Here is a 26,726-nt window from a genome sequence, read left to right as displayed (position 1 = left end):
CTGTTCGCCGCCGTGCGATGGTGCGACCCGCAAATGCTCCAACCCATGGGCAATCCGATGACAACACGCGATCAAACTGCGCCGCTATTAAACGTCGAGAACCTGCGCGTGTCTTTCCGCCAGGATGGAAAGGTGACCGAGGCCGTGCGCGGTGTGTCCTTCTCTGTTGGTCGCGGCGAAACAGTCGCGCTGGTGGGGGAGAGCGGGTCCGGGAAGTCGGTGACTGCGCTGTCCACCGTGTCATTGCTGGGGGACAGCGCCACTGTCAGCGGGTCTGTCACCTACGACGGACAGGAAATGGTCGGCGCCAGTGACCGCCGCCTTCGGCAGGTGCGCGGCAACGATATCAGCTTCATCTTTCAGGAGCCGATGACCTCGCTCAACCCGCTGCACTCGATCGAGAAACAGCTGGCCGAGTCGCTGGCACTGCATCAGGGGCTGGCGGGCGCTGCGGCGCGGAACCGGATTTTGGACCTGCTGAACCGGGTTGGTATCCGCGACGCTGAAACCCGTCTCGATGCCTATCCGCATCAATTGTCGGGTGGTCAGCGCCAGCGGGTGATGATCGCGATGGCCTTGGCCAACCAGCCCGATATCCTGATCGCGGATGAACCCACCACCGCACTGGATGTCACGATCCAAGCCCAGATCCTTGAACTGCTCGGGGACCTGAAGGCCAGCGAGGGCATGGGGCTGCTGTTCATTACCCACGACCTGAGCATAGTGCGCCGGATCGCGGATCGTGTCTGTGTCATGCAGGCCGGAGTAATTGTCGAGACCGGACCGACAGCTGAGATTTTCGCCAATCCGCAGCATCCCTATACCCGCAAACTGCTGGATGCCGAACCCACAGGCCAGCCGGAGCCGGTGCCTCAGGCTGCTGAAGAGTTGGTTCGGACCGAGGATCTGAAGGTCTGGTTCCCCATCCAGAAAGGCTTGCTGAAACGTACCGTCGGCCATGTGAAGGCTGTGAACCCGACATCGCTTTCGGTGCGGGCGGGCGAAACGCTGGGCATCGTCGGCGAAAGCGGCAGCGGCAAGACAACGCTGGCTCTTGCCATCATGCGGCTGATTGCGTCGGACGGGCGTGTGGAGTTCCAGGGACAGGATCTGCGCCAGTGGTCTACGAGGGATCTGCGGCGGCTGCGTGCCGATATGCAGATCGTGTTTCAGGATCCTTTTGGCTCGCTCAGCCCGCGTATGACCTGCGCGCAGATCATTGCCGAAGGTCTGGCAATCCACAATGTCGATCAGGATCGGGATCCTCGGGATCTGGTGGCTGAGGTCATGACGGAGGTTGGTCTCGATCCGGCCTTTATGGATCGTTATCCGCATGAGTTCTCCGGCGGCCAGCGGCAGCGGATCGCCATTGCGCGAGCCATGGTGCTGCGGCCGAAACTGGTCGTGCTGGACGAACCCACATCGGCGCTGGACATGACGGTACAGGTTCAGATCGTCAACCTGCTGCGCGACCTGCAAAAGCGCTACGGGCTGGCCTATCTGTTCATCTCCCATGACCTGAACGTCGTGCGCGCGATGTCGCACAAGATGATCGTGATGAAGCAGGGCGATGTGGTGGAGGCGGGATCCGCTGCGGAGCTCTTTGCCAACCCGTCGGATCCTTATACGCGGCAGTTGCTCGCTGCGGCTGGATGAGGGCTTGTTTCGGCGGATAGGCCGGATCCTGAGCTTTGGTTCCGATGGCATGGGTGTCGCGACAGTTTGGCAGATCCGGCTTGCTGAAACGGCTGAGGCTGTCGCCGGCGCCTAACCTGCTGAGATAGCTAACAATGCTGCCCTGCACGCGTTATTTGGTGGGGCAGCCGTCCGGTGGGTTGGCACATCATGCCAACAAACGCGGCGTCGCCAATTGTGATTTGCGCGGCACATGTTTAAGTTGGTGGTTGCAGGTTGGCTTTGGCCTTGGCGCAGATCAAATCGGATCAATCATGAACGCTCCTACCATTCACAATGTGAACTGCGGCGATTGCCCCATTCGTCACCGCGCTGTTTGTGCGCGCTGTGATGCGGATGAATTGGAAGTCCTGGATTCGATCAAATACTACCGTACATATGAGGCCGGTCAGCCGATCACCTGGTCCGGCGACCGGATGGATTTCGTAGGGTCGGTTGTGTCCGGCATTGCGACCCTGACGCAGACGATGGAAGATGGCCGCACCCAGATGGTCGGCCTGCTCTTGCCCAGCGATTTTGTCGGGCGACCGGGGCGCGATACGGCTGCCTATAATGTCGTGGCGACATCCACGGTGGTCATGTGCTGTTTTCGCAAGAAACCGTTTGAGGACATGATGTCCCAGACGCCGCATGTGGCGCATCGGTTGCTTGAGATGACGCTGGACGAACTGGACGCGGCGCGGGAATGGATGCTGGTTCTGGGACGCAAGACAGCGCGCGAAAAAATCGCCAGCCTTCTGTCCATTCTGGCCCGGCGCGATGCGTCCCTACAGCGCCACAAGGACAGCTATCGGCGGGTATTCGATCTGCCGCTCACCCGGGAAGCAATGGCTGACTATCTGGGGCTGACGCTGGAGACAGTCAGCCGACAGGTCTCAGCCCTGCGCAGGGATGGTGTCATTGAACTGGAAGGCAAACGGCATGTGACCGTGCCTGACATGGGCCGCCTGATGGAAGAAGCCGGCGACGACAGCGACGGGGGCTGTCTGATCTGACTTTCCGATAGAGCGCATGAGCAAGGGGCCAGCAACCGCGGCCCCTTCTTTTTTGGACCGCGGCTAATGCGCCATCAGAACCGGGACTTTGGCCTTCTCAAGCATGTTGCGGGTCGCACCGCCCAGGATTGCCTCGCGGAACCGGGAATGGCCGTAGGCGCCCATTACGATCAGATCGGCAGCCGTATCCACGGCGTGGCGGTTCAGCACATCGGAGACCCGGGTCATTGTTTTGCTCAGTACGTCGATCTCACATTTGACCCCGTGGCGTGACAGCATCTGGCAGAGCATTCCACCTGGATCGGAACGTTCTGGACCGTGCTGCGGCGGATCAATCACCACCACACGCACCACATCCGCTGCCTGAAGCATCGGCAGCGCCTTGCGAATGGCGGTCATCGCTTCGATGCTTTCGTTCCAGGCAACCAGAACGGTTTTGGGTTGGTCGGGCAGTGGGCAGTCATCTGGAACCACCAGTACCGGCGCGCGGCCTTCGAATAGGGCGGCCTCGACGATGGCCTCCGCTTCGGCGGGGCGATCCTTGCCATAGGGCTGGCCCAACACAACAAGATCAGAGAACCGCGCCATTCGTGCAACATGACGGCCGATATCGGCCATTTGCGCGACACCGGTCTCGACGTTGAAAGTCACGGCGGATCGCGTCAGCCGCTCGGTGGCGGCGGTTTCGATCTCGGCGACCTCCTCCTTGGCGCGGGCAAGGGTCTCCTGCAGTACCATCGCGTTGGCACCGGCGTAGTAATACCCGGTCTGGGTGCGATCCACCCCCAGGCACAGGGCATCCAGATGGCCGTCGCTCAGGCGGGTCAGCGAGATGGATTGCTCCAGCTGTGATCCGGTGTTTGCGGGTGTGGTCAGCACAGTCAGTAGTGTTTTGTAGGACATATTAACCTCACATGAGTATGAGCGACCGCAACAAACTTGTGGTTGTGCCGCGTGTTGCGCCATTGTGAAGGTGCTTCTCACATTCTGCGGCAAACCGTCTTGATACAGATCAAGGCGTTGTCCGGCGCAGTTTTGCATTTAAGGCTCAGAAAAAATCTGTCTGACGCGACCCAGAGAATCGTGTCGGGCAAGGAAAAGGGACGCAAGATGTCTAATTATATCAAGCTGATCGCGCTTGGTTTGGTCACGCTCTTTGCGATGATCGCGACCAATTACGCGCGGGATTTGGCCTATCAGGTTCATGCGATCATCATCATGATCGTGGCTGGTGGGCTGTTTCTATACACCCTACAACACACCGATGAGCCTGTGACTGCAACGGGATCGTTACAGGGCGAGTACTTTGACAGTGTTGTACGCGCCGGTGTGGTCGCAACCGCGTTCTGGGGTGTGGTCGGGTTTCTGGTCGGGGTGTTCATCGCCTTCCAGCTGGCCTTTCCGGTCCTGAACTTCGAATGGGCGCAGGGGCTGGCGAACTTTGGGCGGCTCCGTCCATTGCATACCTCGGCGGTGATTTTCGCCTTTGGCGGTAACGCGCTGATTGCGACATCTTTTTATGTGGTGCAGCGCACCTCGGCCGCCCGTCTCTGGGGGGGCAATCTGGCGTGGTTTGTGTTCTGGGGTTATCAGCTCTTCATCGTGCTGGCGGCGACCGGATATCTCTTCGGCTCGACCCAGTCGAAGGAATATGCCGAGCCGGAGTGGCACGTTGACCTGTGGCTGACCATCGTCTGGGTTGCCTATCTCGCGGTGTTCCTGGGCACCGTCATCAAGCGCAAGGAGCCGCATATCTATGTGGCCAACTGGTTCTACCTCGCCTTTATCGTCACCGTCGCGATGCTGCATCTGGTCAACAACATGACGATCCCGGTCAGCATCTGGGGATCCAAATCCGTGATCCTTTGGTCCGGTGTGCAGGATGCGATGGTGCAGTGGTGGTATGGCCACAATGCCGTCGGATTTTTCCTGACTGCGGGGTTCCTTGGCATGATGTATTATTTTGTGCCCAAGCAGGCGGAACGACCGGTGTTTTCATACAAGCTGTCGATCATCCACTTCTGGGCGTTGATCTTCCTTTATATCTGGGCGGGTCCCCACCATCTGCATTACACCGCGCTGCCGGATTGGGCGTCGACCCTTGGCATGGTGTTCTCCATCGTCCTGTGGATGCCCAGCTGGGGCGGCATGATCAACGGCCTGATGACACTGTCGGGTGCCTGGGACAAGCTGCGCACCGACCCGGTGATCCGTATGATGGTGATCTCGATCGGCTTCTACGGTATGTCCACCTTTGAAGGTCCGATGATGTCGATCCGCGCGGTGAACTCGCTGTCGCATTACACCGACTGGACCATTGGTCACGTTCACTCCGGTGCGCTTGGCTGGAACGGCATGATCACCTTTGGTGCCCTCTACTTCTTGGTGCCGGTTCTGTGGAAACGAGAGCGCCTCTATTCGCTCAGCCTGGTGTCCTGGCACTTCTGGCTGGCGACAATCGGCATCATTCTCTACGCGGCGTCGATGTGGGTGACCGGCATTATGGAAGGCCTGATGTGGCGTGAAGTGGATGCCAACGGGTTCCTTGTGAACTCCTTTGCCGACACCGTGGCTGCAAAGTTCCCGATGTATGTGGTGCGCGCCCTCGGCGGGGTCCTGTTCCTCGCTGGTGCTCTGATCATGTGCTACAATCTCTGGATGACCGTACGACGGGCGCCGGCCAAAGAGGCCAGCCTGACCGTTGCGGTTCCGGCTGAATAAGGAGGGCCGGACAATGGCAATTCTCGACAAACACAAAATCCTCGAGACCAATGCGACCCTCCTTCTGGTGTGCAGCTTTCTGGTTGTCACCATCGGTGGGCTGGTCCAGATCGCACCACTGTTCTGGTTGGAAAACACCATCGAAGAGGTGGAAGGCATGCGCCCCTACACCCCGCTGGAGCTGGCCGGGCGTGACATCTATATCCGCGAAGGCTGCTATGTCTGCCACAGCCAGATGATCCGCCCCATGCGGGACGAAGTGGAACGTTACGGTCCTTATTCGCTGGCAGCGGAGTCGATGTATGACCATCCCTTCCAGTGGGGGTCCAAACGGACCGGCCCGGATCTGGCCCGTGTGGGTGGCCGCTATTCTGACGAATGGCACGTGGATCACCTGCGCGACCCGCAGTCGGTTGTCCCGGAATCGGTGATGCCCAAATATGGCTTCCTTGAGAACAACCGGATTGACGGCGAATACATCGGCGATGTGATGGCGGCGAACGCTTTTGTCGGTGTGCCCTATTCCGACGAGATGCTGGAAAATGCAGAGGCCGACTTTCGCGCCCAGAGCAATCCCGACGCCGATTATGACGGGCTTCTGGAGCGCTATGGCGAGAAGGTCAGCGTACGCAATTTCGACGGTCAGCCGGGGATCTCCGAGGCCGACGCGCTGATCGCTTATCTGCAAATGCTGGGGACTTTGGTTGATTTCTCGACCTTCACCCCCGCAGCCAACCGCTGATTGGAGGCAGGCATGGATATCTACACTCTGCTTCGGGAATTTGCGGACAGCTGGATGTTGCTCTTTCTGTTCGTGTTCTTCCTGGCTGTTGTGATCTGGGCGTTCCGCCCCAGCAGCAGCAAGGTCTACAAGGACACCGCCAACATCCCCTTCCGGCATGAAGACAAACCCGCCCCAGAAATGGGTAAAGCCAAGGAGGCGCGGTCATGAGCAAGAAAGTGAAGAAGTTCGAGGACGATCCGAATACCACCGGCCACAGCTGGGACGGGATCGAGGAGTTCGACAACCCGATGCCACGTTGGTGGCTCTGGACCTTTTACGCGACCATTATTTGGGGCATTGGCTATACCATCGCCTATCCGGCCTGGCCGGGCATCCAGTCTGCGACTGCCGGTGTGTTGGGCTGGAACTCGCGGGCGCTGGTGGCAGAAGAAATCGCCGCGGTGAACGAGGCGAATGCCCCGATCAACAGCCGCCTTGAGGAGATTGAGCTTGCGTCGATTTCCACCGATCCCGAGCTGAACGGCTATGCGGTCTCGGCTGGTTCTGCGGTGTTCAAGACCTGGTGCGCCCAGTGTCACGGTGCCGGTGCCGCCGGGGCAAAAGGGTATCCGAACCTGTTGGATGACGATTGGCTTTGGGGCGGATCGATCGAGGATATCCACGCGACGATCGCCCATGGGATCCGCAACGAAGAAAGCGACGAGGCGCGTTATTCGGAGATGCCGGCCTTTGGTCGCGATGAGTTGCTGGAGAAGGAAGAGATTGATCAGGTCGTGAACTTCGTGATGTCGCTTTCGGGCGATCCTCAGGATGCGACGAAGGTGGAGGCGGGCGCGGTGGTCTTTGCCGACAATTGCGCCTCCTGCCACATGGACGACGGTACCGGTGACCGTTCGCAGGGCGCTCCGAACCTGGCGGATGCCATCTGGCTCTATGGCGGGGATTACGCAACCCTGACAGAGACCGTCCACAATTCACGTTACGGGGTCATGCCAAACTGGAATACGCGTCTGACCGAGGCGCAGATCCGCGCGGTTTCGGCTTATGTGCACCAGTTGGGTGGCGGCGAATAGCTCTGCCTGTTTCGTGTCGCTGGATATGATCTCTGGGGCTGCCTTCGGGCGGCCCCATCTGCGTTTTGATAAGGCGAATTGTGGCGCATTTTTTTCTTGAAGCTACAGTTGCTGTAGGGTTTAGCAGGGTGGGGCAACCAGATAGGTGACCTCATGTCAGATACCCGCTTCCTTACCGCAACCTCTATGCTGGATATCACCGCGCCAGCAATTTCTGCTTTGATTTCAGCGCGTGGCTGGCAGCAGCTCGCACCCGCTGACCGGATCGGCGCCGCCTATACCTACGTCCGCAATGATATTCTGTTTGGCTATAACATCGCTGATACGCGGACGGCATCGCAGGTTCTGGCGGACGGCTACGGCCAATGCAATACCAAGGCAACCCTGCTGATGGCGCTGCTGCGGGCGCTTGGCATTCCGTGCCGTCTGCATGGCTTCACCATTGATAAGAGCCTCCAGCGCGGTGTTGTACCCGAACTGGTGTATTGGATGGCTCCGCGCAATATCCTGCATTCTTGGGTTGAGGTTCAGCTGGACGGCCAATGGATCAACCTGGAGGGTTTCATCCTGGATCAGGGCGTGCTCGGGGCTTTGCAGGCGGCATTTCCGGGGCGCGACACGCTTTGTGGCTATGGCGCTGGCACCGATTGCCTGCAAGCGCCGATGGTCGCATGGCAAGGGCGCGACACCTATATTCAGAAAACCGGGATCAATGCAGATCTTGGTGTGTTCGATAGCCCGGATGCCTTCTACGCCCGCCACCGGCAGGACCTGCGCGGCATACGCGGTTGGCTCTATCGGAATGCCATTCGTCATTGGATGAACCATCGGGTCGCCGGGATCCGTCGCGGGCAGGTGCCGGTACTGCCAGGTGGGAGCAGTACATTGGAGCCGCAGTTCTCCAGTCCGCTTCTTGCCGCGGACACCGGCCCGTATTCAACAGAGGGAGAGTAGATTTTGGCCGGTCTTTGATCCCGGTCAAATACAATGGACGGGATGCCGGATAGTCTTGCCTCATCAGACAGTGCCACCGATGTGCCCTTTCCAGCGCCGGTGGCCGTCCAGTCCGCCACCTGTCTTGCAGGGAAACGGACCCAGCGTCGGCTTTTCGATCTGTTCGCGCGTTTCCTGAAAAGCCGACGCTCTCGCTATCCTAAGCGTTCATCTCCATGTGCGGTGCCGGTTGCTCAGCCGATTGGGTTCTATCCCGCTGGCCACAATCACGCTAGGCTTGTTCCCGGAGCGCGGGACCGGTGACATCTAGAGGCTGCGCCCTGGTGTCACATCTGCGACGTGGCGACGCGGCCGACCGCGGGGAGAGGAGCGCAAAGGCCTCTACTCTATGGATTTATTGGGCGCGCCGTGGTTTCGGACGGAATGCCGCGCCCGGTTGACGATGTCGTCGCGACGGCAAAGATGTGTTCCGCATACGCGTTTGATCCACGTCAAGGTTCGTCCGGGGCGCATCTGGGACAACCGCTACAACAATGCAAGATTTGGAGTGAGTCCGTGAGCGATTCCGATCCCGCCCCCAGCTTATATGCCGCCAGAGAGCCGATTTTCCCCCGCCGCGTGTCCGGCGCCTTTCGTAACCTGAAGTGGTATATCATGGCGGTAACGCTGGGGATCTACTACCTAACGCCATGGATCCGCTGGGACCGTGGTCCGGCGCTGCCCGATCAGGCGGTGTTGCTGGACCTGGCCAATCGGCGGTTTTACTTCTTCTGGATCGAAATCTGGCCGCATGAGTTCTATTTCGTTGCAGGCTTGCTGATCATGGCAGGGCTGGGGTTGTTTCTGTTCACCTCGGCGCTGGGGCGTGTCTGGTGCGGCTATGCCTGCCCGCAGACGGTCTGGACGGATCTGTTCATCCTGGTTGAGCGCTGGGTCGAGGGGGATCGGAACGCGCGCCTTCGCCTGCACCGCCAACAGAAGCTGGATTTTCGCAAGGCGCGTCTGCGGATCACCAAGTGGGTGCTCTGGCTGTTGATTGGTCTCGCAACCGGGGGGGCCTGGGTCTTCTATTTTGCAGATGCACCGACACTGCTGCATGATCTTGTCACCGGGAATGCCCACCCGGTCGCTTATACCACTATTGCCATCCTGACCGGGACCACTTTCCTCTTCGGTGGTTTTGCGCGTGAGCAGATCTGTATCTACGCCTGCCCCTGGCCACGCATTCAGGCGGCGATGATGGACGAGGATACGCTGACCGTCGGCTACCGCGAATGGCGGGGAGAGCCGCGCGGCAAACCGCGCAAGACCGATGAGCCGGGGCTGGTCCACGGCGATTGCATCGACTGTATGGCCTGCGTCAACGTCTGCCCGATGGGGATCGACATCCGCGATGGTCAGCAGATGGAATGTATTACCTGTGCGCTTTGCATAGACGCCTGCGATGATGTGATGGAACGGATCGGTAAGCCGCGCGGGCTGATCGACTATATGGCGCTCAGTGACGAGGCGAATGAGCGCGCAGGTCATCCACCCAAGAACATCTGGAAGCATATCCTGCGCCCGCGTACGCTGATGTATACGGCACTCTGGGGGGGCGTTGGTCTGGCGCTCCTGTTTGCCCTGTTCATCCGTTCGGACATCGAGTTGACGGTGGCCCCGGTGCGCAACCCGACCTTTGTGACGCTCTCGGACGGCTCGATCCGTAACACTTATGATGTGCGGTTGCGGAACAAGACTGGAGAGCCACGCCCGTTTGAACTTTCGATCAAGGGAGCGCCTGGCATGCAGCTGACGCTGGAAGGCATTGATGGCTCGATCGTTACGGTGCCTGCCGATACCAGCCTGCTTCAGCGCGTTTATATCGTGGCACCGAAATCCGCCGATGCCGCCGCAGCGCGCAGCACGCCGGTGCGGATCTGGGTTGCAGATATCGACAATGGCGAACGTGCGTATAAGGATACCAGCTTTAACGGGAACGGGAGCAGCCAATGACCGAGGGCAAACCGACACGACAGTTCACCGGCTGGCACGCGCTTATGATCTTCGGCGGCGCCTTCACCGTGATCATCGCTGTCAATATCGCGCTGGCGGTCAATGCGGTGCGGACGTTTCCCGGGCTGGAGGTCAAGAACAGCTATGTCGCAAGCCAGAGCTTCGATGCCCGTCGCGATGCGCAGCAGGCTCTGGGCTGGTCAGTCTATGCCTCGGCCGCCGGGGATCAGGTGAAACTGGAGATCACCGATGCCAATGGCGCACCGGTTGAGGTGGCACATTTGGCAGCGACACTCGGCCGTGCCACCCATGTGAAGGATGATCAGACACCTGAGTTTCGCTTTGACGGTACGGCCTATGTCGCAGCTGCGCAGCTGAGCGCGGGCAATTGGAACATCCGAATGGTGGCCCGGGCCGAGGATGGCACCGAATTCACGCAGCGGGTCATCCTGCATGTGGCGCGGTAACTGGCCATGAGCACCGCCTTTGGCCCCCAACTGGCCGCATGCCCCGGCTGTGTCGCAGCGCCAAACGGAGCGGTTGAGCAGGCGCCGACCGAGGCACGTCTGGCCCTGTCGCTGCCCAGTATCCATTGTCAGGCCTGCATCTCCACGGTGGAGCGGGGTCTGAATGCGGTGCCGGGCGTGCGGAGCGCTCGGGTCAATCTCACTCTGAAACGCGCGCTGATTGAGGCCGATCCCGAGGTGCGTGCGCTTGATCTGGTGCCAGTATTGGAACAGCTTGGGTTCGAGGCGCACGAGCTTGACCTGTCGGCGTTGGGCGCGACCGAGACCGATCAGGCGGGACGTGAGCTGCTGATGCGTCTGGCGGTGGCCTTCTTCGCGTCGATGAATGTGATGCTGCTGTCGGTCTCGGTCTGGTCAGGGGCAAGCGATGCAACCCGTGACATGTTCCACTGGATCTCTGCGGCGATCACCTTCCCGGCGATCCTCTTCGCCGGGCAGCCTTTTTTTCGCAACGCCTGGCAGGCTTTGCGGGTGGGGCGGCTCAATATGGATGTGCCGATTGTTCTGGCAATCGTCCTGGCGCTGGTGACCTCTCTGTGGGAGACCTCGCTCTCTGGTGAACACGCCTATTTCGACGCGGCGCTGACATTGACGTTCTTCCTGCTGGCCGGTCGCTATCTGGACCATCGTACCCGCGCCGTGGCGCGTTCTGCTGCCGAGGAACTGGCGGCACTGGAGGTCCCGCGCGCCCTGCGGCTGGATGAGGCCGGGCAACCGGCGGAGGTTGCCGTTGCCGATCTGGCCATTGACGATCGTATTCTGGTACGCCCGGGCGGTCGGATGCCTGTGGATGGTGTCGTCCTGGACGGGCAGTCGGAACTGGATCGCTCTTTGCTGACCGGTGAAACGCTGCCGGTTTTTGCCGAAGTTGGGAGCCTTGTTTCGGCGGGTGAGGTCAATCTGACCGGACCCTTGGTTGTGCGCGCGACCGCCGTCGGGGCCGAGAGTTCCCTGCATCAGCTTGCCGATCTGGTCGCCATCGCAGAGTCCGGGCGGTCACGCTATACCTCGCTGGCGGATCGCGCGGCGAAGCTATATGCGCCCGGGGTTCATATCCTGTCCGCGCTGGCCTTCCTTGGCTGGTATCTCTTTACCTTCGACATGCGAGTGGCGCTGAATATTGCCGCTGCAGTGCTTATCATCACCTGTCCCTGCGCGCTGGGGCTGGCGGTCCCTGCGGTGACAACTGCGGCCTCGGGGCGGCTGTTCAAAAAAGGCATGTTGATCAAACACGCAACTGCGCTGGAACGTCTCGCTGAGGTCGATATCGTAGTTTTCGATAAGACCGGCACGCTGACCAATGGCAACCCTCAATGCGATGACTTCGACCAGCTGTCTCTGCCAGATCAGCGGTTGGCCTATGCGCTGGCACAGGGGTCTGATCATCCGCTGTCGGTTGCAATCTGCCGTGCTGCGGAACAGGCCGGGATTGAGCCTGCGTTGCTGACAAGGCAGGAAGAGGTGCCGGGATTTGGCACCGGGGGGCAGCACGGGGGGCAGCGGGTGCGTCTGGGGCGCGCGGCATGGGTTGGCGCGGCGCCGGGGCAGAAGACCGCCGCCTATCTTGATCGCGGTGATGGTGCGCCACAGGCTTTGACGTTTTCGGATAGTCTGCGTCCCGGCGCCGCTGCGGCGGTAGAAGCGTTGCAGGCGGCGGGAAAGGACGTCTGGCTGATTTCGGGTGACACTGAAGGAGCGGTGAGCGAACTTGCAGGCCGCCTCGGGATCCAGAACTGGATGGCCTCCGCCTTGCCGCAGGATAAATGCGATCAGGTCTCGGCCCTGTCCAGCGCGGGCCACCGGGTGCTGATGGTCGGTGATGGTTTGAATGACACTGCTGCGTTGGCGACAGCACATGTGTCCATTTCGCCCGCTTCGGCGCTGGATGCAGCGCGGGTTGCGTCGGATATCGTTCTGCTGGGACTGGATCTGGCCCCCATAGCCGAGGCCTGCAATGTCGCGCAGAAGGCAACCCGGCGCATTCGCGAGAACTTTCGCATTGCGACACTCTACAACGTGATCGCGGTTCCCTTGGCTGTGGCAGGGCTTGCGACCCCTCTTGTGGCTGCCTTGGCGATGTCGACATCGTCGATTACAGTATCCCTGAACGCGTTGCGCCTGCGCTGATGATGACCGCAGGCGACCGGCAGGCCAATTCAAGAGAGCCAAGATGAGCGTACTTACCTATCTGATACCGATCTCCCTTTTCCTGGGGGGCGTGGGACTTGTCGGTTTTCTCTATACTGTGCGCTCGAACCAATATGACGATCCAGAAGGTGATGCGCGCAGGATTCTCAGCGACGAATGGGATGATCACCCCAAGCCGTGATTGAACGCTCGCGTGATGGCACGGACCTGCAAAAGAAAAGGCGCCAGAAGGCGCCTTTTCCTATTGGCTTTGTGGCCCGCTTCAGGAGGGGCCGACCGTTTCGCAGGTGATGTTGCGGGCAGAGAGGCGGCGGCAGGCGAGGGCCGCACTCTCCTTGGTCATGCCAAGAAAATTGGCATCAAAGCCACGAGGTGTCTTAACAACTTTGCGCAGGCTGCCATCGAGGGTTGCCATTTCGGCAAGTGCCGTGCGCAGCAGCACTTTTTCGGCCTGATAGCGGCTGCCGTAGCGGCCCACGTTGATACCCCAGTAGCGCCCGCCCGAGGTCGAGAGCCGGGTGACAACCACCGGTTCCGGCTCGGCTGCGGTCTGGTTCGTGGCCAGCCGTGCAGGACGGGCCATGGGGCGCAGACCTACAAAGGGGCGTGGCCTGGCAATCGGAGCAGCCGTTTGTTCGGCTACGGCCGCTACGATTTCTGCCTCGGCGATGGCCGCCGTGATGCTGGCCTGTAGGACATCGCGATCCAGCTTCGGCGGTGCCTCTGCTGCTGGGATTTCGCTGGTGGTCGTCTCGGTCTCAGCCTCGGTCTGAGCCTCGGCCAGCACTGTTGCGGCCTCAGGTTCAGCGGCGCCTGGACGGCGTCTGGGGCGCAGGCTGGTTTTCACCAGACCCGAGACGCGGATGGTCTTGCCTGCCGCCCCGTCGGCTGCGGGTTCGTCAGCGCTGGCCAGCTGGGTGCCAAGACCACGATTGCCCTGGTAGGGCGGGCGCGCCGGCCGCCGCAATTTGGCGCTGCTTGGCGCGCGGCGAAACCCAAGATCGAGGAGTTCGGCGACTTTGGCATTACGAGAGGTTGATGATTTGCCGCCAAAAACAGTGGCAATGATCCTTTCGTTGCCACGTTCTGCGGAGGCGACGAGATTGAAACCTGCGGCCCGGGTGTAGCCGGTCTTGATCCCGTCGGCACCGCGATAGGCCGCAAGAAGACGACGGTTGGTGTTGGGCACGTTGCGCACACCGGCATCCGCCGAACGGCGCGAGAACAGATTGTAATACTCGGGATAATCATAGAGCAGATGCCGCCCGAGCGTGGTCATGTCACGCGCGGTGGACAGATGCCCGTTCTGGGTGAGGCCATGGGCGTTTTTGAAGGTGGTGCGAGACATCCCAAGCGCCTTGGCCGTGCGGGTCATGCGGCGGGCGAAGGCGGCTTCGGATCCGGCGAGTGTCTCGCCAATGGCAGTGGCGGCATCATTGGCGGATTTTACGGCAGCGGCCCGAATTAGGTAGCGAAAGGCGATGCGCTGTCCGGCCTTCAAACCCAGTTTCGATGGTTGCTCGGATGCGGCGTTACGGCTGATCTTGACCTCTGTATCGAGGCTAATCTCGCCGTTGCGAATGGCTTCAAACGCAATATAGAGCGTCATCATCTTGGTCAGAGAGGCCGGGTGCAGCCGGGTGTCTGCATTTCGGGAGTGCAGGACTTCGCCCGTCCGGGCGTCGATGACCATCGCGGCATAGGGGGCTGCCATCGCACTGGGCGGCGCAGTTGCGACCATCGATAGGAAAATAACCAGTCCCAAGACCCAACGCCCCAAACGGGAATACACCCGCAAAGCGCGGATCAGCGGAGTCCGCCTGACCTGCACGATATCTGCCATTTTTGCCTCTTGTCGCCGGTTTTCCGACTGACGTTTTTGCCTGTATTAAAAAAGCGTAGCACAGGGTCACTTTGGAATAAACAGCCCGGTTTTTAAGGAAAAATCGAGTTCAGAGTTTGCTCTTCGACATCTAGTGGTGCGCTGCAATGATGACCACTAGATCGGCGGTTGGTTAAGGAAGTGTTAGCGAAAAAAATTGCTGCGGCGCGTGCTATTGGCGGTTGCACGCCTGCGTCTGGTGCCCTGCTGCAACAAGGCACGGCCGACACGCCGCCCATTGAGCGATTCCAGCAGGGCATGACGGGCTGAATCCGCGAGTCTGTCAGGGGTGATGCGGTCCTGTCGTGTAGAAGGGGCCCATGTAGGCCAGCTCCAGAGAGAAGGCGCAGGGGGTGGAGATTCGTGCTGTGATTGCGGTTTTCAACGCCGCAAGCAGCCTGTTGGAAAACGCGGCATCGCGATGGGGTTTCACCAGAACGGAGACCTTCACCACAACATGGCTGTGATGATAGGCGTCGGTCGGATAGCCGCGTCCCTTGCAATCACCGGCCCCATCGTCGTGGGATAGGATGACCTGTTCGATTTCGGCCAGGATCGCGGGGATGTCGAGATCCAGATCGCTGCTGTATTTGATTTCGGCGTGGGGCATTGGTGTGTCCGTTTGTTAGGTGATGAAGGCGAGAGTCGCGATAGCGCGGATCAGCCGATCTCGGCCACCAGCGCGGGCAGTGCGCCCAGATCCGCGATTTCGGTGTATCGAGGGCTTTGGGTCGGCGCCGGAGCAAACTCGACCTCCCAGATCAATCCATGCGGCACATATGTGCCCCAGCCGCCTGCCTCGATTGCCGGGACCACGTCCGAGCGCATGGAATTGCCAACCATCATCGCCCGCTCCGCGCCATCGCCGTGGCGCAGGAAAATATCGGCATAGATCTGCGGCGTCTTCTCCGAGACGATTTCGACCCCGTCGAACAGATCACCCAGCCCGGATTGCGCCAGCTTGCGCTCCTGATCCAGCAGGTCGCCTTTTGTGACCAGCACCACCCGGTGGCTGTCGGCCAGAGCTTCAACCGCTGTCCGCGCGTTCTCCAGCAACTCGATAGGGTAGGAGAGCATCATCTGCCCGGCGGTGATCAGCTCCTGTATGACGCAGGCAGGCACCTGGGCCTCTGTCACGTCAATGGCGGTTTCAATCATCGACAGGGTGAACCCCTTAACGCCATATCCATAACGCCCGAGGTTCTGTTTTTCCGCTGCCAGCAGCCGCTCCCCCAAAGCCTGCGAATCGAGATCATCGGGAACGTGATCCATCAGCAATTCGGCAAAGCGGTCCTGGGTGATGCGGAAAAATCGTTCATTATGCCAAAGGGTATCATCGGCATCGAAGCCAATTGTTGTCAATTTTCGAGTCAATCCGACACTCTCAATCCCTTTTCCTATCCATCAGAAAGGCTATATAAGCGGGACATCAAAATCCATCCACGATCGGAAGTCTGTGCCAATGCTGCCTACGCCAGTTATGATGTCGGATCATTCAGATGACGATACCGATCTCGGTGTCCTGACCAAGACCCGACCCAAAACGCAGCGTCCGCCGCGCTACAAGGTGCTGTTGCTGAATGACGATTACACTCCGATGGAGTTCGTGGTCATGGTGCTGGAACGGTTCTTCAGCATGACCCATGCCGAGGCCTTCGAAGTGATGCTCACCGTTCACAAGAAAGGCGTCGCGGTGGTCGGCGTTTTCAGCCATGAGATCGCCGAGACAAAAGTGGGGCAAGTGATGGATTTTGCCCACCGCCATCAGCATCCGTTGCAATGCACGATGGAAAAAGAAGAATAAAAAGAGGCTTTTAGATGTCTGTTCGCCTGTCCCTGGCCGTCGAGACGGGCGGATTTTCCGTGCCCGACTCCGGCCGCATCGTTGTGTTTCACCCGCTGTCCGACCTTGACCTGTCGGCGCTGCCAAAAGAGCGGCTGCTGATCGTACAACCCTTTGCGCCCGATCATATTGCGCTGGCGGGCCAAGGCTACGATTGCGTGCCCGAGCTGCCTGCGGACGAGCGGTTCGCGGCAGCGGTTGTTCTCTTGCCACGGGCGAAGGCTCTGGCGCGCGCGCTGCTGGCCAAGGCCGCCGAGGTCTGCGACGGCCCCGTGCTTGTCGATGGTGGCAAGACCGATGGGGTCGATTCGGTGCTGAAGGCGCTGCGTGCCCGCACCGAAGTGTCGGCCCCGATATCAAAGGCACACGGCAAGGCGTTCTGGTTCGACGCGACGCACTCCGATCTGGCGGACTGGCAGGGCGCAGCTGCCCAGGTCGAGGGTGGTTTTCAGACGGCTCCCGGTGTGTTCTCCGCCGATGGCATTGATCCGGCTTCGGCTCTGCTGGTCGCCGCACTGCCGGAGAAGCTGGGCCGCAATGTGGTCGATCTTGGGGCCGGGTGGGGCTATCTCGCCGCTGCGATCCTGCAACGCGAGGGCGTGACGGCGCTGCATCTGATTGAGGCCGATCATAATGCCCTCAGCTGTGCGCGAAAGAACGTCAGCGATCCCCGCGCCCACTTCCACTGGGCCGATGCCCGCAGCTGGTCTGCGCCAGAACGGGTTGATTGCGTCATCTCCAATCCGCCGTTCCACACCGGGCGCACGGCAGAACCGTCGCTCGGACAGGCGTTTATCACTGCGGCGTCCGGTATGCTGGCACCGTCAGGGTCGCTCTGGATTGTTGCAAACCGGCATCTGCCCTATGAGGCGACGCTTGCCGAGCAGTTCGTAACAGTCGATGAGGTCGCCGGGGACAATCGGTTCAAGGTTCTGCGGGCCAGCCGACCGCGTCGTCACCGTCGCTGACAACGACCAAACACAAAGGGTGGTTCCCTTGTTTCTGTCGGCAGTCTAGGTTGCTGAAAAACGGGCTGGTGCCGTGGCGCCCCCCGGATCCTGACGGAGATCATTCATGTCTTTTTCCATTTCCGGCAAAACGGCCATCGTCACCGGTTCGGCCAGTGGCATCGGTCTTGCCATTGGCAAGCAATTCGCAGCAGCCGGTGCCAATGTCATGTTTGCCGATACCGATGAGGCGGCGCTGCTGAGCGAGCTTGGCACGCAAGCGGATGAAAGCAATATCCGGTACTTTGCCGGGGACCTTCGGGAACGGCTGACCATTGCCAATCTTTTGTCGGCAACCATTGATGCCTTCGACGATATCGACATCCTGGTCAATGGCGCACGGCAGGTGGTGCCGACCGATCCGCTCGACCCGGAAGACAAGTCGATGGAGCTGCTGCTCAACGAGACGCTGTTGCCGACCATGCGCCTGTCGCAACAGGTCGCACGGCGGATGATCAAACAGGGTGAGCAACGCGACAATGGCGGGCCCAATGGCGCCATCATCAATCTGTCATCCATCGCCGCGCGCCGCTCGCACCCGGAACTGCTGGCCTATTGTGTGGCCTCGGCTGCGCTTGATCAGTTGACCCGGTCGCTGTCGGTTTCGCTGGCCCCTCATAGGATCCGGGTCAACTCCATTGCGTTCGGCTCTGTAATGAGCGCGTCGATGCAGGCGACGCTCAAGGATAATCGCGCCTATCGGCAGGATATCGAACGCCATACCCCCTTGGGGCGTATTGCCTCTCCCAGTGAACTGACCGAGGCGGCGCAGTTCCTGGCCTCTGACGCGGCGGCCTTTATGACAGGCCAGATCGTTACCCTGGACGGTGGCCGCACGCTGCTGGACACTGTCGCGGTGCCGGTCCATTAAGCGGCTTTCACCTTTGCGCATATAGGCGACCAGATGAGCATTGAAATGATCGACGAAAAAGCCCGAGCGGCAGCTTGGTTCAGATCCTTGCGTGATACGATTGTGGCCGCCTTCGAGGCGCTGGAAGACAGCCATGCCAGCGGCCCTTTCAGTGATCAGCCTGCCGGCCGTTTCGAGGTCAGCGAAACCACGCGCTCTGCCGAGGATGGCAGTGATGCCGGTGGTGGCCTGATGAGCGTGATGCGCGGCGGTCGCGTCTTTGAAAAGGTCGGCGTGAATATCTCTGAGGTCTACGGCACATTGGGTGAGCGCGCCCAGAATGCCATGGCGGCGCGCAAGGGCATTCCGGGGATGAAGGACGATCCGCGCTTCTGGGCCTCTGGCATCTCTCTTGTGGCACATATGCAGAACCCCCATGCCCCCGCGGTCCATATGAACACGCGGATGTTCTGGACCCCGCATGCCTGGTGGTTTGGCGGGGGGTCTGACCTGAATCCATGTATCGAATACGATGAGGACACCGCCCATTTCCACCGCATGCAGGAACAGCACTTGGCGGCCCATGGCGCCGGGCTGTATCCCCAGCTCAAGGCCTGGGCGGATGAGTATTTCTACATCCCTCACCGGCAGAGGGCGCGCGGGGTTGGCGGCATCTTCATGGATGACCGCAACAGCGGCGACTGGGAGGCAGATTTCGCCCTGACGCAGGATATTGGCCGCGCCTTCCTTCCTGCCTATCTGCCGTTGGTCGAAAAACGCAGGCCGATGGCATTTGGCGCAGCGGAGAAAGACGTCCAGCTGGTCCATCGCGGCCTCTATGCCGAGTATAATCTGGTCTATGACCGCGGCACCAAATTCGGCCTGGAAACCGGCCATGACGCCAATGCCGTCCTGATGAGCCTGCCGCCGATGGCGAAATGGGTCTGATCAGGGCGCGCGATCTCCTGCTGATGGCGCGGGCGCGCTGTCTTGATCATTGCTCTGAACGGGCTGGCGGGCTTTACTGAACCAAAGCGAAAATCGCAGAGATCGGGCAGGTCGGGATGAGCAGATTTTGGTGGGTGCTTGCAGGGATGATGGTCCTTGCCGCTTGTAGCGGCCGAACAACACCGGTTGCGCCACCGACACCGCCAATAGGCCAGCCGGTGCAGCCCGGAGAAACCACCGCCAGCCTTGCCGCGGCGCGGGCGCGGCTGATCACCCACCCTAAATTCGCCGACAGCGATCCGCACCCCTGGGACGGGCGTACGCCATGGTCGTACCCCATCCATGGCATCGACGTCTCACGCTGGCAGGGGGACATCGACTGGCGCCGGGTTCGGGCTGCAGGCATCAGCTTTGCCTATCTGAAGGCAACTGAAGGCGGTGATCTCACCGATCCGAAATTCCGCGATCACTGGCGTGCCGCACGACAGGCGGGCGTCAAACGCGGCGCCTATCATTACTTCTACTTCTGCCGCCCGGCCGCGGAACAGGCGCGCTGGTTCATCCGTCATGTCCCCCGCGACAGCGCGGCCCTGCCGCATGTGCTGGACATGGAGTGGACGCCGCATTCTCGCACCTGCACCAAACGTCCCTCCGGCGCCAAGGTGCGGGCGGAGGCAAAGCGGTTTCTGGACCTTCTGGAAGCGCATTATGGCCAGCGGCCTGTGCTCTACACGACGGTGGATTTCTACCGTGAGACCAGCATCGGCCGCCTGCGGGATACTGAGTTCTGGTTGCGCTCGGTCGCGGATCACCCGCATGTCACCTATCCCGGTGCGCTCTGGCGGTTCTGGCAATATACCGGCACCGGACGCGTGCCCGGGATCACTGGCAACGTCGACCTCAACGTCTTTGGCGGCGGGCCAGAGCGTTGGCTGCGCTGGTCGGGGCAGATCTGAGCTGCACCGGCCGGGCCATCTTCTGGCTCAAAATATCCCGGAGCGCGAGGCAGCGCCTCGCATTCTACTGCCGATCCTGGTGCTTCCAGTCGAAAAAGCCCGCTCCGGCCTGCGCCAGAAGTTTCGCGGCCATCTCGCGGCCCAGCTCCGCACCGTCTTCGAGCGCACAGGTCTGATCGTCATTGATCGCTTCCGATCCGTCAGGGCGCAGGACTTCGCCGCGCAGCCTCAGGCTGTTGCCCTCCAACGTCGCAAGACCAGCGATCGGGGTCTCGCAAGAGCCATCCAGCGCGGCAAGAAATGCGCGCTCGGCGGTCAGGCGCAGCCCGGTCTCGCGGTCATGCAGAGCCGCCAGCATATCACCGATACGGCTATCGCCCTGTCGGCGCTCAATGCCAATGGCACCCTGGGCGACGGCGGGTAGCATGTCTTCTGGGGGGATGGCGGTTGCCGGAACCTGATCGGCGCCAAGACGGTTGAGCCCGGCCATCGCCAGAAAGGTGCATTCGGCCACACCATCGCGCAGTTTGGTCAGCCGTGTCTGCACATTGCCACGAAATTCCACGACCTTGAGATCGGGACGCCGATGCAGAAGCTGTGCGCGCCGCCGCAGTGAGGAGGTGCCAACAACGGCGCCTTCGCGCAGCTCCGCGATGGATGAGACATCGGCGCAGATGAAGGCATCACGCACGTCTTCACGCGGCAGATAGGTGTCCAGCAGCAACCCCGCAGGCTGCGCTACGGGCATGTCCTTCATGGAATGCACTGCAATGTCGATGGCACCGGACAGCAAGTCCTCTTCGATCTCCTTCGTGAACAGCCCCTTGCCACCCAATGTCTTCAGCGGTTTATCTGCCGCGATCAGCGCCTGATTGTCACCGCTGGTCTTGATCACGACAATGTCGAATGCGTCCTGTGGCAGATCGAAGGCGGCCATGAGCCGGGCGCGGGTTTCATGGGCCTGGGCCAGCGCCAAAGGCGAACCGCGGGTGCCGATTTTCAGGGGCGAAGCGGGGGAGGGCAGATCGATCTGTGTCATATATCGACCCTTAATCGCGACATAATGCCATGACAAGCACCGGTCCCGCTGCCCTTGACAATTTGCCGCCAAGGCTAGACCTCAGATGCAACACAGATATGAGGGTGATCATGGCCGAACAGAAGAAGCTGCTGCGCGCATTGGCGGGCGAGACACAGGATGTGCCGCCGATCTGGATGATGCGCCAGGCGGGCCGCTATTTGCCCGAGTACCGCGCCACCAGGGCTGAGGCCGGCGACTTTCTGTCGCTCTGCTATAATCCAGAACTGGCGACTGAGGTGACGCTGCAGCCGATCCGTCGCTACGGTTTCGATGCAGCGATTCTGTTTGCCGATATCCTCTTGGTGCCGCAGGCACTCGGGGCTGATCTTTGGTTCGTGACCGGCGAGGGGCCGCGCCTGTCGACGGTCACAACGGAGAGCGATTTTGCCAAGTTGGGACCGGTCAGCGACATCCATGAGACGCTGAACCCGATCTATGAAACCGTGCGGCTGCTCTCGGCTGCCTTGCCCCGCGAAACCACGCTGATCGGCTTTGCCGGAGCGCCCTGGACCGTCGCGACCTATATGATCGCGGGACGCGGCACGCCGGATCAGGGGCCTGCGCATCTGCTGCGTCAGGAAAACAATTCGCTGTTTGAGGCGCTGCTGGACCGTATCACTGAGGCGACGATCGAATATCTCTCGATGCAGATCAAAGCCGGTGCCGAAGTGGTCAAGATCTTTGACAGCTGGGCAGGATCGCTCAGTGGCGAGGCGTTTGAGAAATACGCATTGGCTCCCTGCTGCCAGATCACTGCCGCGCTGAAACAGCGCCATCCCGAAATTCCGGTGATCGGTTTCCCGCGTGAGGCGGGGGAAAAATATGTCGGTTTTGCCAGGGCGACGGGTGTCGATTGTGTGGCGCTTGATAACTCCGTTGACCCCGAATGGGCGGCGGCCAATGTGCAGGTTGACGGCTGTGTTCAGGGCAATCTTGCCTCGCGCCATATGGTGACGGGGGGGCAGGAGCTGATTGATGACACCCACCGTATCGTCAAAGCTTTCGGCAAGGGGCCGCATATCTTTAACCTCGGCCACGGGATCACCCCGGACGCCGATCCGGACAATGTGCAACGGATGATCGACGCGGTGCGCGGCAGCTGACCGGGCCGAACAGAGCTGTCCGGCGATCATGTTCGTCTTGCGCGCTGAGGCCAATTGCGGCATCAGCGCGTTTTCCACTCACGCCGAAAGGGCAAGTCGATGGATTACAAGAAATCTGGAGCCCCCAGAATGGGCAAAAACAGCCCGCGTCATCAGGAGCATAATGCCAAGGGCAGCGCCAAGAACCCCTATGGTGCGCGCGAAACCAAAGCCGAACTCCTGGCGCGGATGAAAGCAGCGGCGGAGAAGGCCAAGAAAGACAGCTGATCCTAGCGCTGCCGTTGCCTCAGCTCCGCCAGTATCTCGGAATTGTGCTGGCCACGTGCCGGGGCCGGTGGGACCTCCCAGCTGTCCTGACCAGAGAACCGTGGCGCCGCAGCGGCCTGGAGGCCATTCTCAGCTGTTACCCAGGTCCTGCGCTGGTTCATCGGATGTGCCTCTGCCTCGATGGGTGACAATACCGGTGCCACGCAGGCGTCGCTGCCCTTGAATAGCCTGTCCCAGTGGTCGCGCGGCTGCGCGGCAAAGATACCGGCCAGCCTTGCGCCCAGCACCGGCCAGAGGCTTTTGTCGTGCTGCCGGGCGAATTGGGCATCCTCGCTCAGATCGAGGCGCGACAGAAACTCGGCGTAAAACTGTGGTTCCAGACATTGCACGCTGATGTACCCGCCATCGGCGCAGACATAACAGCGGCTCCAATGCGGCCCATCCAGCAGGCTTTTCCCACGCAGGCTGCTGAACTGTCCGGCCTGCTGCAATGTCATCAACAGGTTCATCATATGGGCCGAGCCATCGTAAATCGCGGCATCGACGACGCATCCGGCTGGCGTGTCGCCGTGACGGGTTTCGCGCCTTACCAGCGCTGCCAGAATACCCGCGACCAGATAAAGCGCGCCACCGCCGATATCGCCCACCAAAGTCGCCGGTGGCTGGGGAGGGGTGCCGGGCGTTGCATCATACCAAAGCGCCCCGGACAGCGCGATATAGTTTAGGTCGTGACCGGCGGTTTCGGCCAAGGGGCTATCCTGCCCCCATCCGGTCATACGCCCATAAATAAGGTCGGGGTTGCGGTCGTGACATGTGATCGGCCCCAGCCCCAGCCGCTCCATAACACCGGGTCGAAAGCCCTCGACCAGCGCATCGGCAGTCTCGACGAGATGCAGCAGCGTTTCGACGTCAGCCGGCGATTTCAGATCCAGCGTGATGGAGCGTTTGCCGCGATCAATGATCGGATGTGCAGGCATCAAACCCGCACCCTCGGCTTTGCGGTGAACGCATATGACATCCGCGCCAAGATCCGCCAGCATCATCGCGGCGAAGGGCGCAGGGCCCAGCCCTTCGATCTCGATTACACGAATTCCTGTCAGCATGGCGGGCCTCCTGTCGGGTAATGTCGGATGATGTCGCGACCTTGCCGTCAGCCTAGCGGCTTTCTGCCCGGCCCCAAGAAGACCGTTGCGGCACATCCCGAATACTGCTGTTTTCGGATCAGATTTTTCTGAAGAAAGCGCTTGAAGCTCCAGCTGCTGTAGCAATTACATAAGCAGCCGACACGATGTGATGACAAAAAAGGTGACATTGGAATGGCTAGGGATGCGATTGAGCAGCTGGAGTGGCGGGTAACCGGAATGGACTGTGGGTCCTGCGCGACCAAGGTGCGTGGCGCGGTTGAGCGACTGCCGGGTGTCAGCGGCGTCGAGGTCGCCATGATGTCGGAGCGGCTGCGCCTGGAGCTTGATCCACGCCAAGGCTCGGTGATGGCCGTCGAGAAGGCGGTGCGCGGGCTGGGGTTTGGTGTCACGGCAAGCAGCACTGCACCAGCTGGCACCTCTGCGCCCTGCTGTGGCGGCGTACAGCACGCCGATGCCGCCGATGCAGTGGCCCCGCCTTGGTATCACAGTGCCAAGGGGCAATTACTGCTGGTGACGGGGCTGCTGCTGGCGCTGGCCTGGAGCATTAAGCTGCTGGCATCGCCTACGGTTGGTCTCTGGGCGTTCATGCTGGCGACCCTGATCGGAGTGGCTCCTGTGGCGCGGCGTGCCTTTGCGATGCTGCGGGCGGGGATGCCCTTTACCATTGAAATGCTGATGTCGATCGCAGCGATTGGCGCCCTGTTTATCGGTGCTGCCGAAGAGGCGGCACTGGTGGTGTTTCTCTTTGCCGTGGGTGAGATGCTCGAAGGTCTGGCTGCCAACAAGGCGCGGGATGGTATCCGGGCGCTTGCGGATTTGGTGCCAAAGACGGCGCTGCTTGAAGGTGGTGACACCCTGGAGGAGATCGCCGCAGATCGCCTGCGGGAGGGGCAGATTGTCGTGGTGCGCCCAGGTGACCGCGTGCCTGCGGATGGCGAAGTGATCAACGGTATCTCGGGCGTCGACGAAAGTCCGGTGACGGGCGAGAGCGTGCCCAGCCTCAAGGAACCGGGATCCGAAGTCTTTGCCGGATCAATCAACACCCAGGCGGTGCTGCGGGTGCGGGTGACCCGCGCCGCAGCCAACAACACCATTTCGCGGATTATCCGGCTGGTGGAAGAGGCAGAAAGCGCCCGTGCGCCGACAGAGCGTTTCATCGACCGTTTCAGCCGGATCTATATGCCGATCATCGTGGGTATCGCGCTGCTGGTCGCATTGGTGCCGCCGCTGGTCTTCGCGATGGATTGGGACACATGGATCTACCGCGCCCTTGCCCTGTTGTTGATCGGGTGTCCCTGTGCCCTGGTGATCAGCGTACCCGCTGCCATCGCTTCGGCGCTGTCGTCCGGTGCGCGCCATGGGCTGCTTCTGAAAGGGGGCGCAGTGATCGAGGCCGCCGCCCGCACCACCGATGTTGCATTCGACAAGACAGGCACGCTGACCCGTGGGCGACCTCAGGTCACCGATATCGTTGTGGTTCAGGGCAGTGAGGGCAGCGTTCTGCAACTCGCCGCAGCGGTCGAGCGGGAGTCGAGCCACCCTCTGGCCGAGGCGATCTATGCTCGAGCTGTCGAAGCCGGGGTAGATATTCCTCCGGTGCAGGAAGCCCACGCGGTGCCGGGGAAGGGGGCCTCTGCCAAGCTCGGGTCGGTTGTCATCACCGTCGGATCGCCGCGCTTTGCCGCAGAAACAGGTGTGATGGCGCAGGCTTCCATGGTGCAGGCTGCCGAGCTTGAAGCCGAGGGGAAGACCGTTGTCGCCCTGTTCAGTGACGAGGTTCTATATGGATTGATCGCGCTCAGGGACGAGCCGCGCGAAGATGCGGTGGAAGCGATGCGCGCGCTCCGACAGATGGGGATCACCGCAACGATGCTGACAGGGGACAATGCCCGCACGGCAGCCGCCATCGCCGGCCAGCTGGGGATTGATCACCGTGCAGAGCTGATGCCGCAGGACAAGGTAGCGGCCCTGCAAGAGCTGACACAGCGCGGTCAGGTCATGATGGTCGGCGATGGGATCAATGATGCGCCCGCGCTTGCGACAGCGCAGGTTGGTGTCGCGATGGGGTCTGGCACGGATGTGGCCCTTGAGACCGCAGATGCCGCGATCCTGCGCAACCGGGTCAGCGATGTGATCGGCATTATTCGCCTGTCGCGCGCCACTTTGACGAATATTCGCCAGAACGTTGCCGTGGCACTGGGGCTGAAAGGCGTGTTTCTCGTGACATCGGTTCTGGGGATCACGGGCCTGTGGATCGCGATTCTGGCCGACACTGGCGCCACGGTCCTGGTGACGCTTAATGCGCTGCGGCTGCTGTCTTTCAGACCCTCGCCAACGTCGAAGGAGCGCTAAGCACAGGCGTGGACGACAGTCGCCGACTGAGGGAGAGATCAATAATGCGGAGGACGTTCGTCGCCAATGACAACCCCGCCGCCACCGTCCTGCTCGCGTGAAGCTTCCCGCTGAAACAGCATGGCGACACGATGGGTCAGCCGGTCAATCTCGGATTGCTGCCGGTTGACCACATCGCTCAGCTCATCGACGGTGCGCGTCAGGTGGGCGATCTGTTCTTCGAGATGTTGCATCGGTTTCTCCCTTCGGGTCTGCCGCTGTCATAGGGGCAGTTGCGTGCAGGGTCCATGCTCGGTTGTGCCAACGTCGCCGCCTTGGGTTGCATGGAGATCAGGCAACAACGGCACGGCCATAGGGCCTGCGAGCTCTGCCGCCTTGCTGTTGGGCCGCCCTTGGGCTAGACCGCCGGGCGAGTATCTGACCCATTTGACACCCCGAG

At 60.9% G+C, this 26,726-nt stretch carries 26 protein-coding genes; 19 read left to right on the top strand and 7 right to left on the bottom strand.

The annotated features are described in order from the left end of the window. Positions 1–45 precede the first annotated feature (45 nt). Both VWZ81_RS12345 and fnrL read left to right on the top strand, forming a co-directional pair. Positions 46–1,656: an ABC transporter ATP-binding protein gene (locus VWZ81_RS12345; protein ID WP_416538247.1), complete on the top strand. Its 1,611-nt coding sequence runs from the start codon at positions 46–48 to the stop codon at positions 1,654–1,656. 293 nt (positions 1,657–1,949) lie between these two features. After that, positions 1,950–2,690 (top strand): transcriptional regulator FnrL, encoded by a 741-nt coding sequence (fnrL, locus tag VWZ81_RS12340; RefSeq protein WP_416543232.1) that lies wholly within the window; start codon positions 1,950–1,952, stop codon positions 2,688–2,690. 63 nt (positions 2,691–2,753) lie between these two features. On the opposite strand, the gene VWZ81_RS12335 is transcribed toward fnrL, so the two are convergent. Next, the gene (locus VWZ81_RS12335) at positions 2,754–3,593 is read right to left on the bottom strand and encodes a universal stress protein (protein ID WP_416543233.1); all 840 of its coding nucleotides are present in this window, start codon (positions 3,591–3,593) and stop codon (positions 2,754–2,756) included. A gap of 207 nt (positions 3,594–3,800) precedes the next feature. Here VWZ81_RS12335 and ccoN point away from each other — a divergent pair, with 207 nt between their 5' ends. The 9 genes from ccoN (at position 3,801) to ccoS (ending at position 13,034) form a co-directional block, all read left to right on the top strand. Further along, the gene (gene ccoN, locus VWZ81_RS12330; RefSeq protein WP_340546717.1) at positions 3,801–5,411 is read left to right on the top strand and encodes a cytochrome-c oxidase, cbb3-type subunit I; all 1,611 of its coding nucleotides are present in this window, start codon (positions 3,801–3,803) and stop codon (positions 5,409–5,411) included. Between the two features lie 13 nt (positions 5,412–5,424). Next, positions 5,425–6,153, top strand: a complete 729-nt coding sequence (ccoO, locus tag VWZ81_RS12325) for a cytochrome-c oxidase, cbb3-type subunit II (RefSeq protein ID WP_340546718.1) — start codon at positions 5,425–5,427, stop codon at positions 6,151–6,153. Between the two features lie 12 nt (positions 6,154–6,165). Beyond that, complete coding sequence (locus VWZ81_RS12320; RefSeq protein WP_416543234.1) at positions 6,166–6,363, top strand: cbb3-type cytochrome c oxidase subunit 3; 198 nt, start codon at positions 6,166–6,168, stop codon at positions 6,361–6,363. Then, on the top strand, positions 6,360–7,229 hold the full coding sequence (ccoP, locus tag VWZ81_RS12315) for a cytochrome-c oxidase, cbb3-type subunit III (protein WP_340546720.1): 870 nt from the start codon (positions 6,360–6,362) through the stop codon (positions 7,227–7,229). The genes VWZ81_RS12320 and ccoP overlap by 4 nt, the downstream gene beginning before the upstream one ends. Positions 7,230–7,382: 153 nt before the next feature. Then, positions 7,383–8,183: a transglutaminase-like domain-containing protein gene (locus VWZ81_RS12310; RefSeq protein ID WP_416541117.1), complete on the top strand. Its 801-nt coding sequence runs from the start codon at positions 7,383–7,385 to the stop codon at positions 8,181–8,183. A gap of 555 nt (positions 8,184–8,738) precedes the next feature. Next, the gene (gene ccoG, locus VWZ81_RS12305; protein WP_340546722.1) at positions 8,739–10,178 is read left to right on the top strand and encodes a cytochrome c oxidase accessory protein CcoG; all 1,440 of its coding nucleotides are present in this window, start codon (positions 8,739–8,741) and stop codon (positions 10,176–10,178) included. Next, complete coding sequence (locus VWZ81_RS12300; protein ID WP_416543235.1) at positions 10,175–10,645, top strand: FixH family protein; 471 nt, start codon at positions 10,175–10,177, stop codon at positions 10,643–10,645. The genes ccoG and VWZ81_RS12300 overlap by 4 nt, the downstream gene beginning before the upstream one ends. Positions 10,646–10,651: 6 nt before the next feature. Further along, positions 10,652–12,832, top strand: a complete 2,181-nt coding sequence (locus tag VWZ81_RS12295) for a heavy metal translocating P-type ATPase (RefSeq protein WP_416543236.1) — start codon at positions 10,652–10,654, stop codon at positions 12,830–12,832. 43 nt (positions 12,833–12,875) lie between these two features. Beyond that, positions 12,876–13,034, top strand: a complete 159-nt coding sequence (ccoS, locus tag VWZ81_RS12290) for a cbb3-type cytochrome oxidase assembly protein CcoS (RefSeq protein ID WP_024095921.1) — start codon at positions 12,876–12,878, stop codon at positions 13,032–13,034. A gap of 81 nt (positions 13,035–13,115) precedes the next feature. Here the strand turns inward: ccoS and VWZ81_RS12285 are convergent, their stop codons facing one another. The 3 genes from VWZ81_RS12285 to VWZ81_RS12275 all read right to left on the bottom strand — a co-directional run bounded on the left by VWZ81_RS12285 (position 13,116) and on the right by VWZ81_RS12275 (position 16,109). After that, entirely contained in the window at positions 13,116–14,696 is a 1,581-nt protein-coding gene (locus VWZ81_RS12285) for a D-alanyl-D-alanine carboxypeptidase family protein (RefSeq protein WP_416538220.1), read from the bottom strand. A gap of 322 nt (positions 14,697–15,018) precedes the next feature. After that, positions 15,019–15,345, bottom strand: a complete 327-nt coding sequence (locus tag VWZ81_RS12280) for a hypothetical protein (protein WP_416538221.1) — start codon at positions 15,343–15,345, stop codon at positions 15,019–15,021. Between the two features lie 50 nt (positions 15,346–15,395). Further along, positions 15,396–16,109 carry an HAD family hydrolase gene (locus VWZ81_RS12275; protein ID WP_416543237.1) on the bottom strand — a complete coding sequence of 238 codons (714 nt, stop codon included), beginning with the start codon at positions 16,107–16,109 and terminating at the stop codon, positions 15,396–15,398. 88 nt (positions 16,110–16,197) lie between these two features. On the opposite strand from VWZ81_RS12275, the gene clpS reads away from it, so the two are divergent. The 5 genes from clpS to VWZ81_RS12250 all read left to right on the top strand — a co-directional run bounded on the left by clpS (position 16,198) and on the right by VWZ81_RS12250 (position 20,339). Next, complete coding sequence (gene clpS / locus VWZ81_RS12270) at positions 16,198–16,539, top strand: ATP-dependent Clp protease adapter ClpS (protein ID WP_340546728.1); 342 nt, start codon at positions 16,198–16,200, stop codon at positions 16,537–16,539. A gap of 14 nt (positions 16,540–16,553) precedes the next feature. Beyond that, complete coding sequence (locus VWZ81_RS12265) at positions 16,554–17,546, top strand: class I SAM-dependent methyltransferase (protein ID WP_416543238.1); 993 nt, start codon at positions 16,554–16,556, stop codon at positions 17,544–17,546. 106 nt (positions 17,547–17,652) lie between these two features. Continuing rightward, positions 17,653–18,456: an SDR family NAD(P)-dependent oxidoreductase gene (locus VWZ81_RS12260; protein WP_340546730.1), complete on the top strand. Its 804-nt coding sequence runs from the start codon at positions 17,653–17,655 to the stop codon at positions 18,454–18,456. 33 nt (positions 18,457–18,489) lie between these two features. Continuing rightward, complete coding sequence (gene hemF, locus VWZ81_RS12255) at positions 18,490–19,383, top strand: oxygen-dependent coproporphyrinogen oxidase (RefSeq protein ID WP_340546731.1); 894 nt, start codon at positions 18,490–18,492, stop codon at positions 19,381–19,383. A gap of 116 nt (positions 19,384–19,499) precedes the next feature. Then, the gene (locus tag VWZ81_RS12250) at positions 19,500–20,339 is read left to right on the top strand and encodes a GH25 family lysozyme (protein WP_416543239.1); all 840 of its coding nucleotides are present in this window, start codon (positions 19,500–19,502) and stop codon (positions 20,337–20,339) included. Between the two features lie 64 nt (positions 20,340–20,403). On the opposite strand, the gene hemC is transcribed toward VWZ81_RS12250, so the two are convergent. Then, the gene (gene hemC, locus VWZ81_RS12245) at positions 20,404–21,378 is read right to left on the bottom strand and encodes a hydroxymethylbilane synthase (protein WP_416543240.1); all 975 of its coding nucleotides are present in this window, start codon (positions 21,376–21,378) and stop codon (positions 20,404–20,406) included. A 110-nt stretch (positions 21,379–21,488) separates the two neighbouring features. Between hemC and hemE the strand changes: the two genes are divergently transcribed. Continuing rightward, entirely contained in the window at positions 21,489–22,523 is a 1,035-nt protein-coding gene (hemE, locus tag VWZ81_RS12240; RefSeq protein ID WP_416543241.1) for a uroporphyrinogen decarboxylase, read from the top strand. A 129-nt stretch (positions 22,524–22,652) separates the two neighbouring features. Further along, on the top strand, positions 22,653–22,790 hold the full coding sequence (locus tag VWZ81_RS12235; RefSeq protein ID WP_340546850.1) for a hypothetical protein: 138 nt from the start codon (positions 22,653–22,655) through the stop codon (positions 22,788–22,790). A 2-nt stretch (positions 22,791–22,792) separates the two neighbouring features. Here the strand turns inward: VWZ81_RS12235 and VWZ81_RS12230 are convergent, their stop codons facing one another. Continuing rightward, complete coding sequence (locus VWZ81_RS12230; RefSeq protein WP_416543242.1) at positions 22,793–23,893, bottom strand: CaiB/BaiF CoA transferase family protein; 1,101 nt, start codon at positions 23,891–23,893, stop codon at positions 22,793–22,795. A 213-nt stretch (positions 23,894–24,106) separates the two neighbouring features. Here VWZ81_RS12230 and VWZ81_RS12225 point away from each other — a divergent pair, with 213 nt between their 5' ends. Beyond that, positions 24,107–26,287, top strand: a complete 2,181-nt coding sequence (locus VWZ81_RS12225; protein WP_416543243.1) for a heavy metal translocating P-type ATPase — start codon at positions 24,107–24,109, stop codon at positions 26,285–26,287. 38 nt (positions 26,288–26,325) lie between these two features. On the opposite strand, the gene VWZ81_RS12220 is transcribed toward VWZ81_RS12225, so the two are convergent. Next, positions 26,326–26,520 carry a SlyX family protein gene (locus VWZ81_RS12220; protein ID WP_340546737.1) on the bottom strand — a complete coding sequence of 65 codons (195 nt, stop codon included), beginning with the start codon at positions 26,518–26,520 and terminating at the stop codon, positions 26,326–26,328. Between the last annotated feature and the right edge of the window lie 206 nt (positions 26,521–26,726).

The organism is Phaeobacter sp. JH20_34 (assembly GCF_048056095.1).
Taxonomy (GTDB): domain Bacteria; phylum Pseudomonadota; class Alphaproteobacteria; order Rhodobacterales; family Rhodobacteraceae; genus Phaeobacter; species Phaeobacter bryozoorum.
This window is presented reverse-complemented; position numbering and strand designations above follow the sequence as displayed.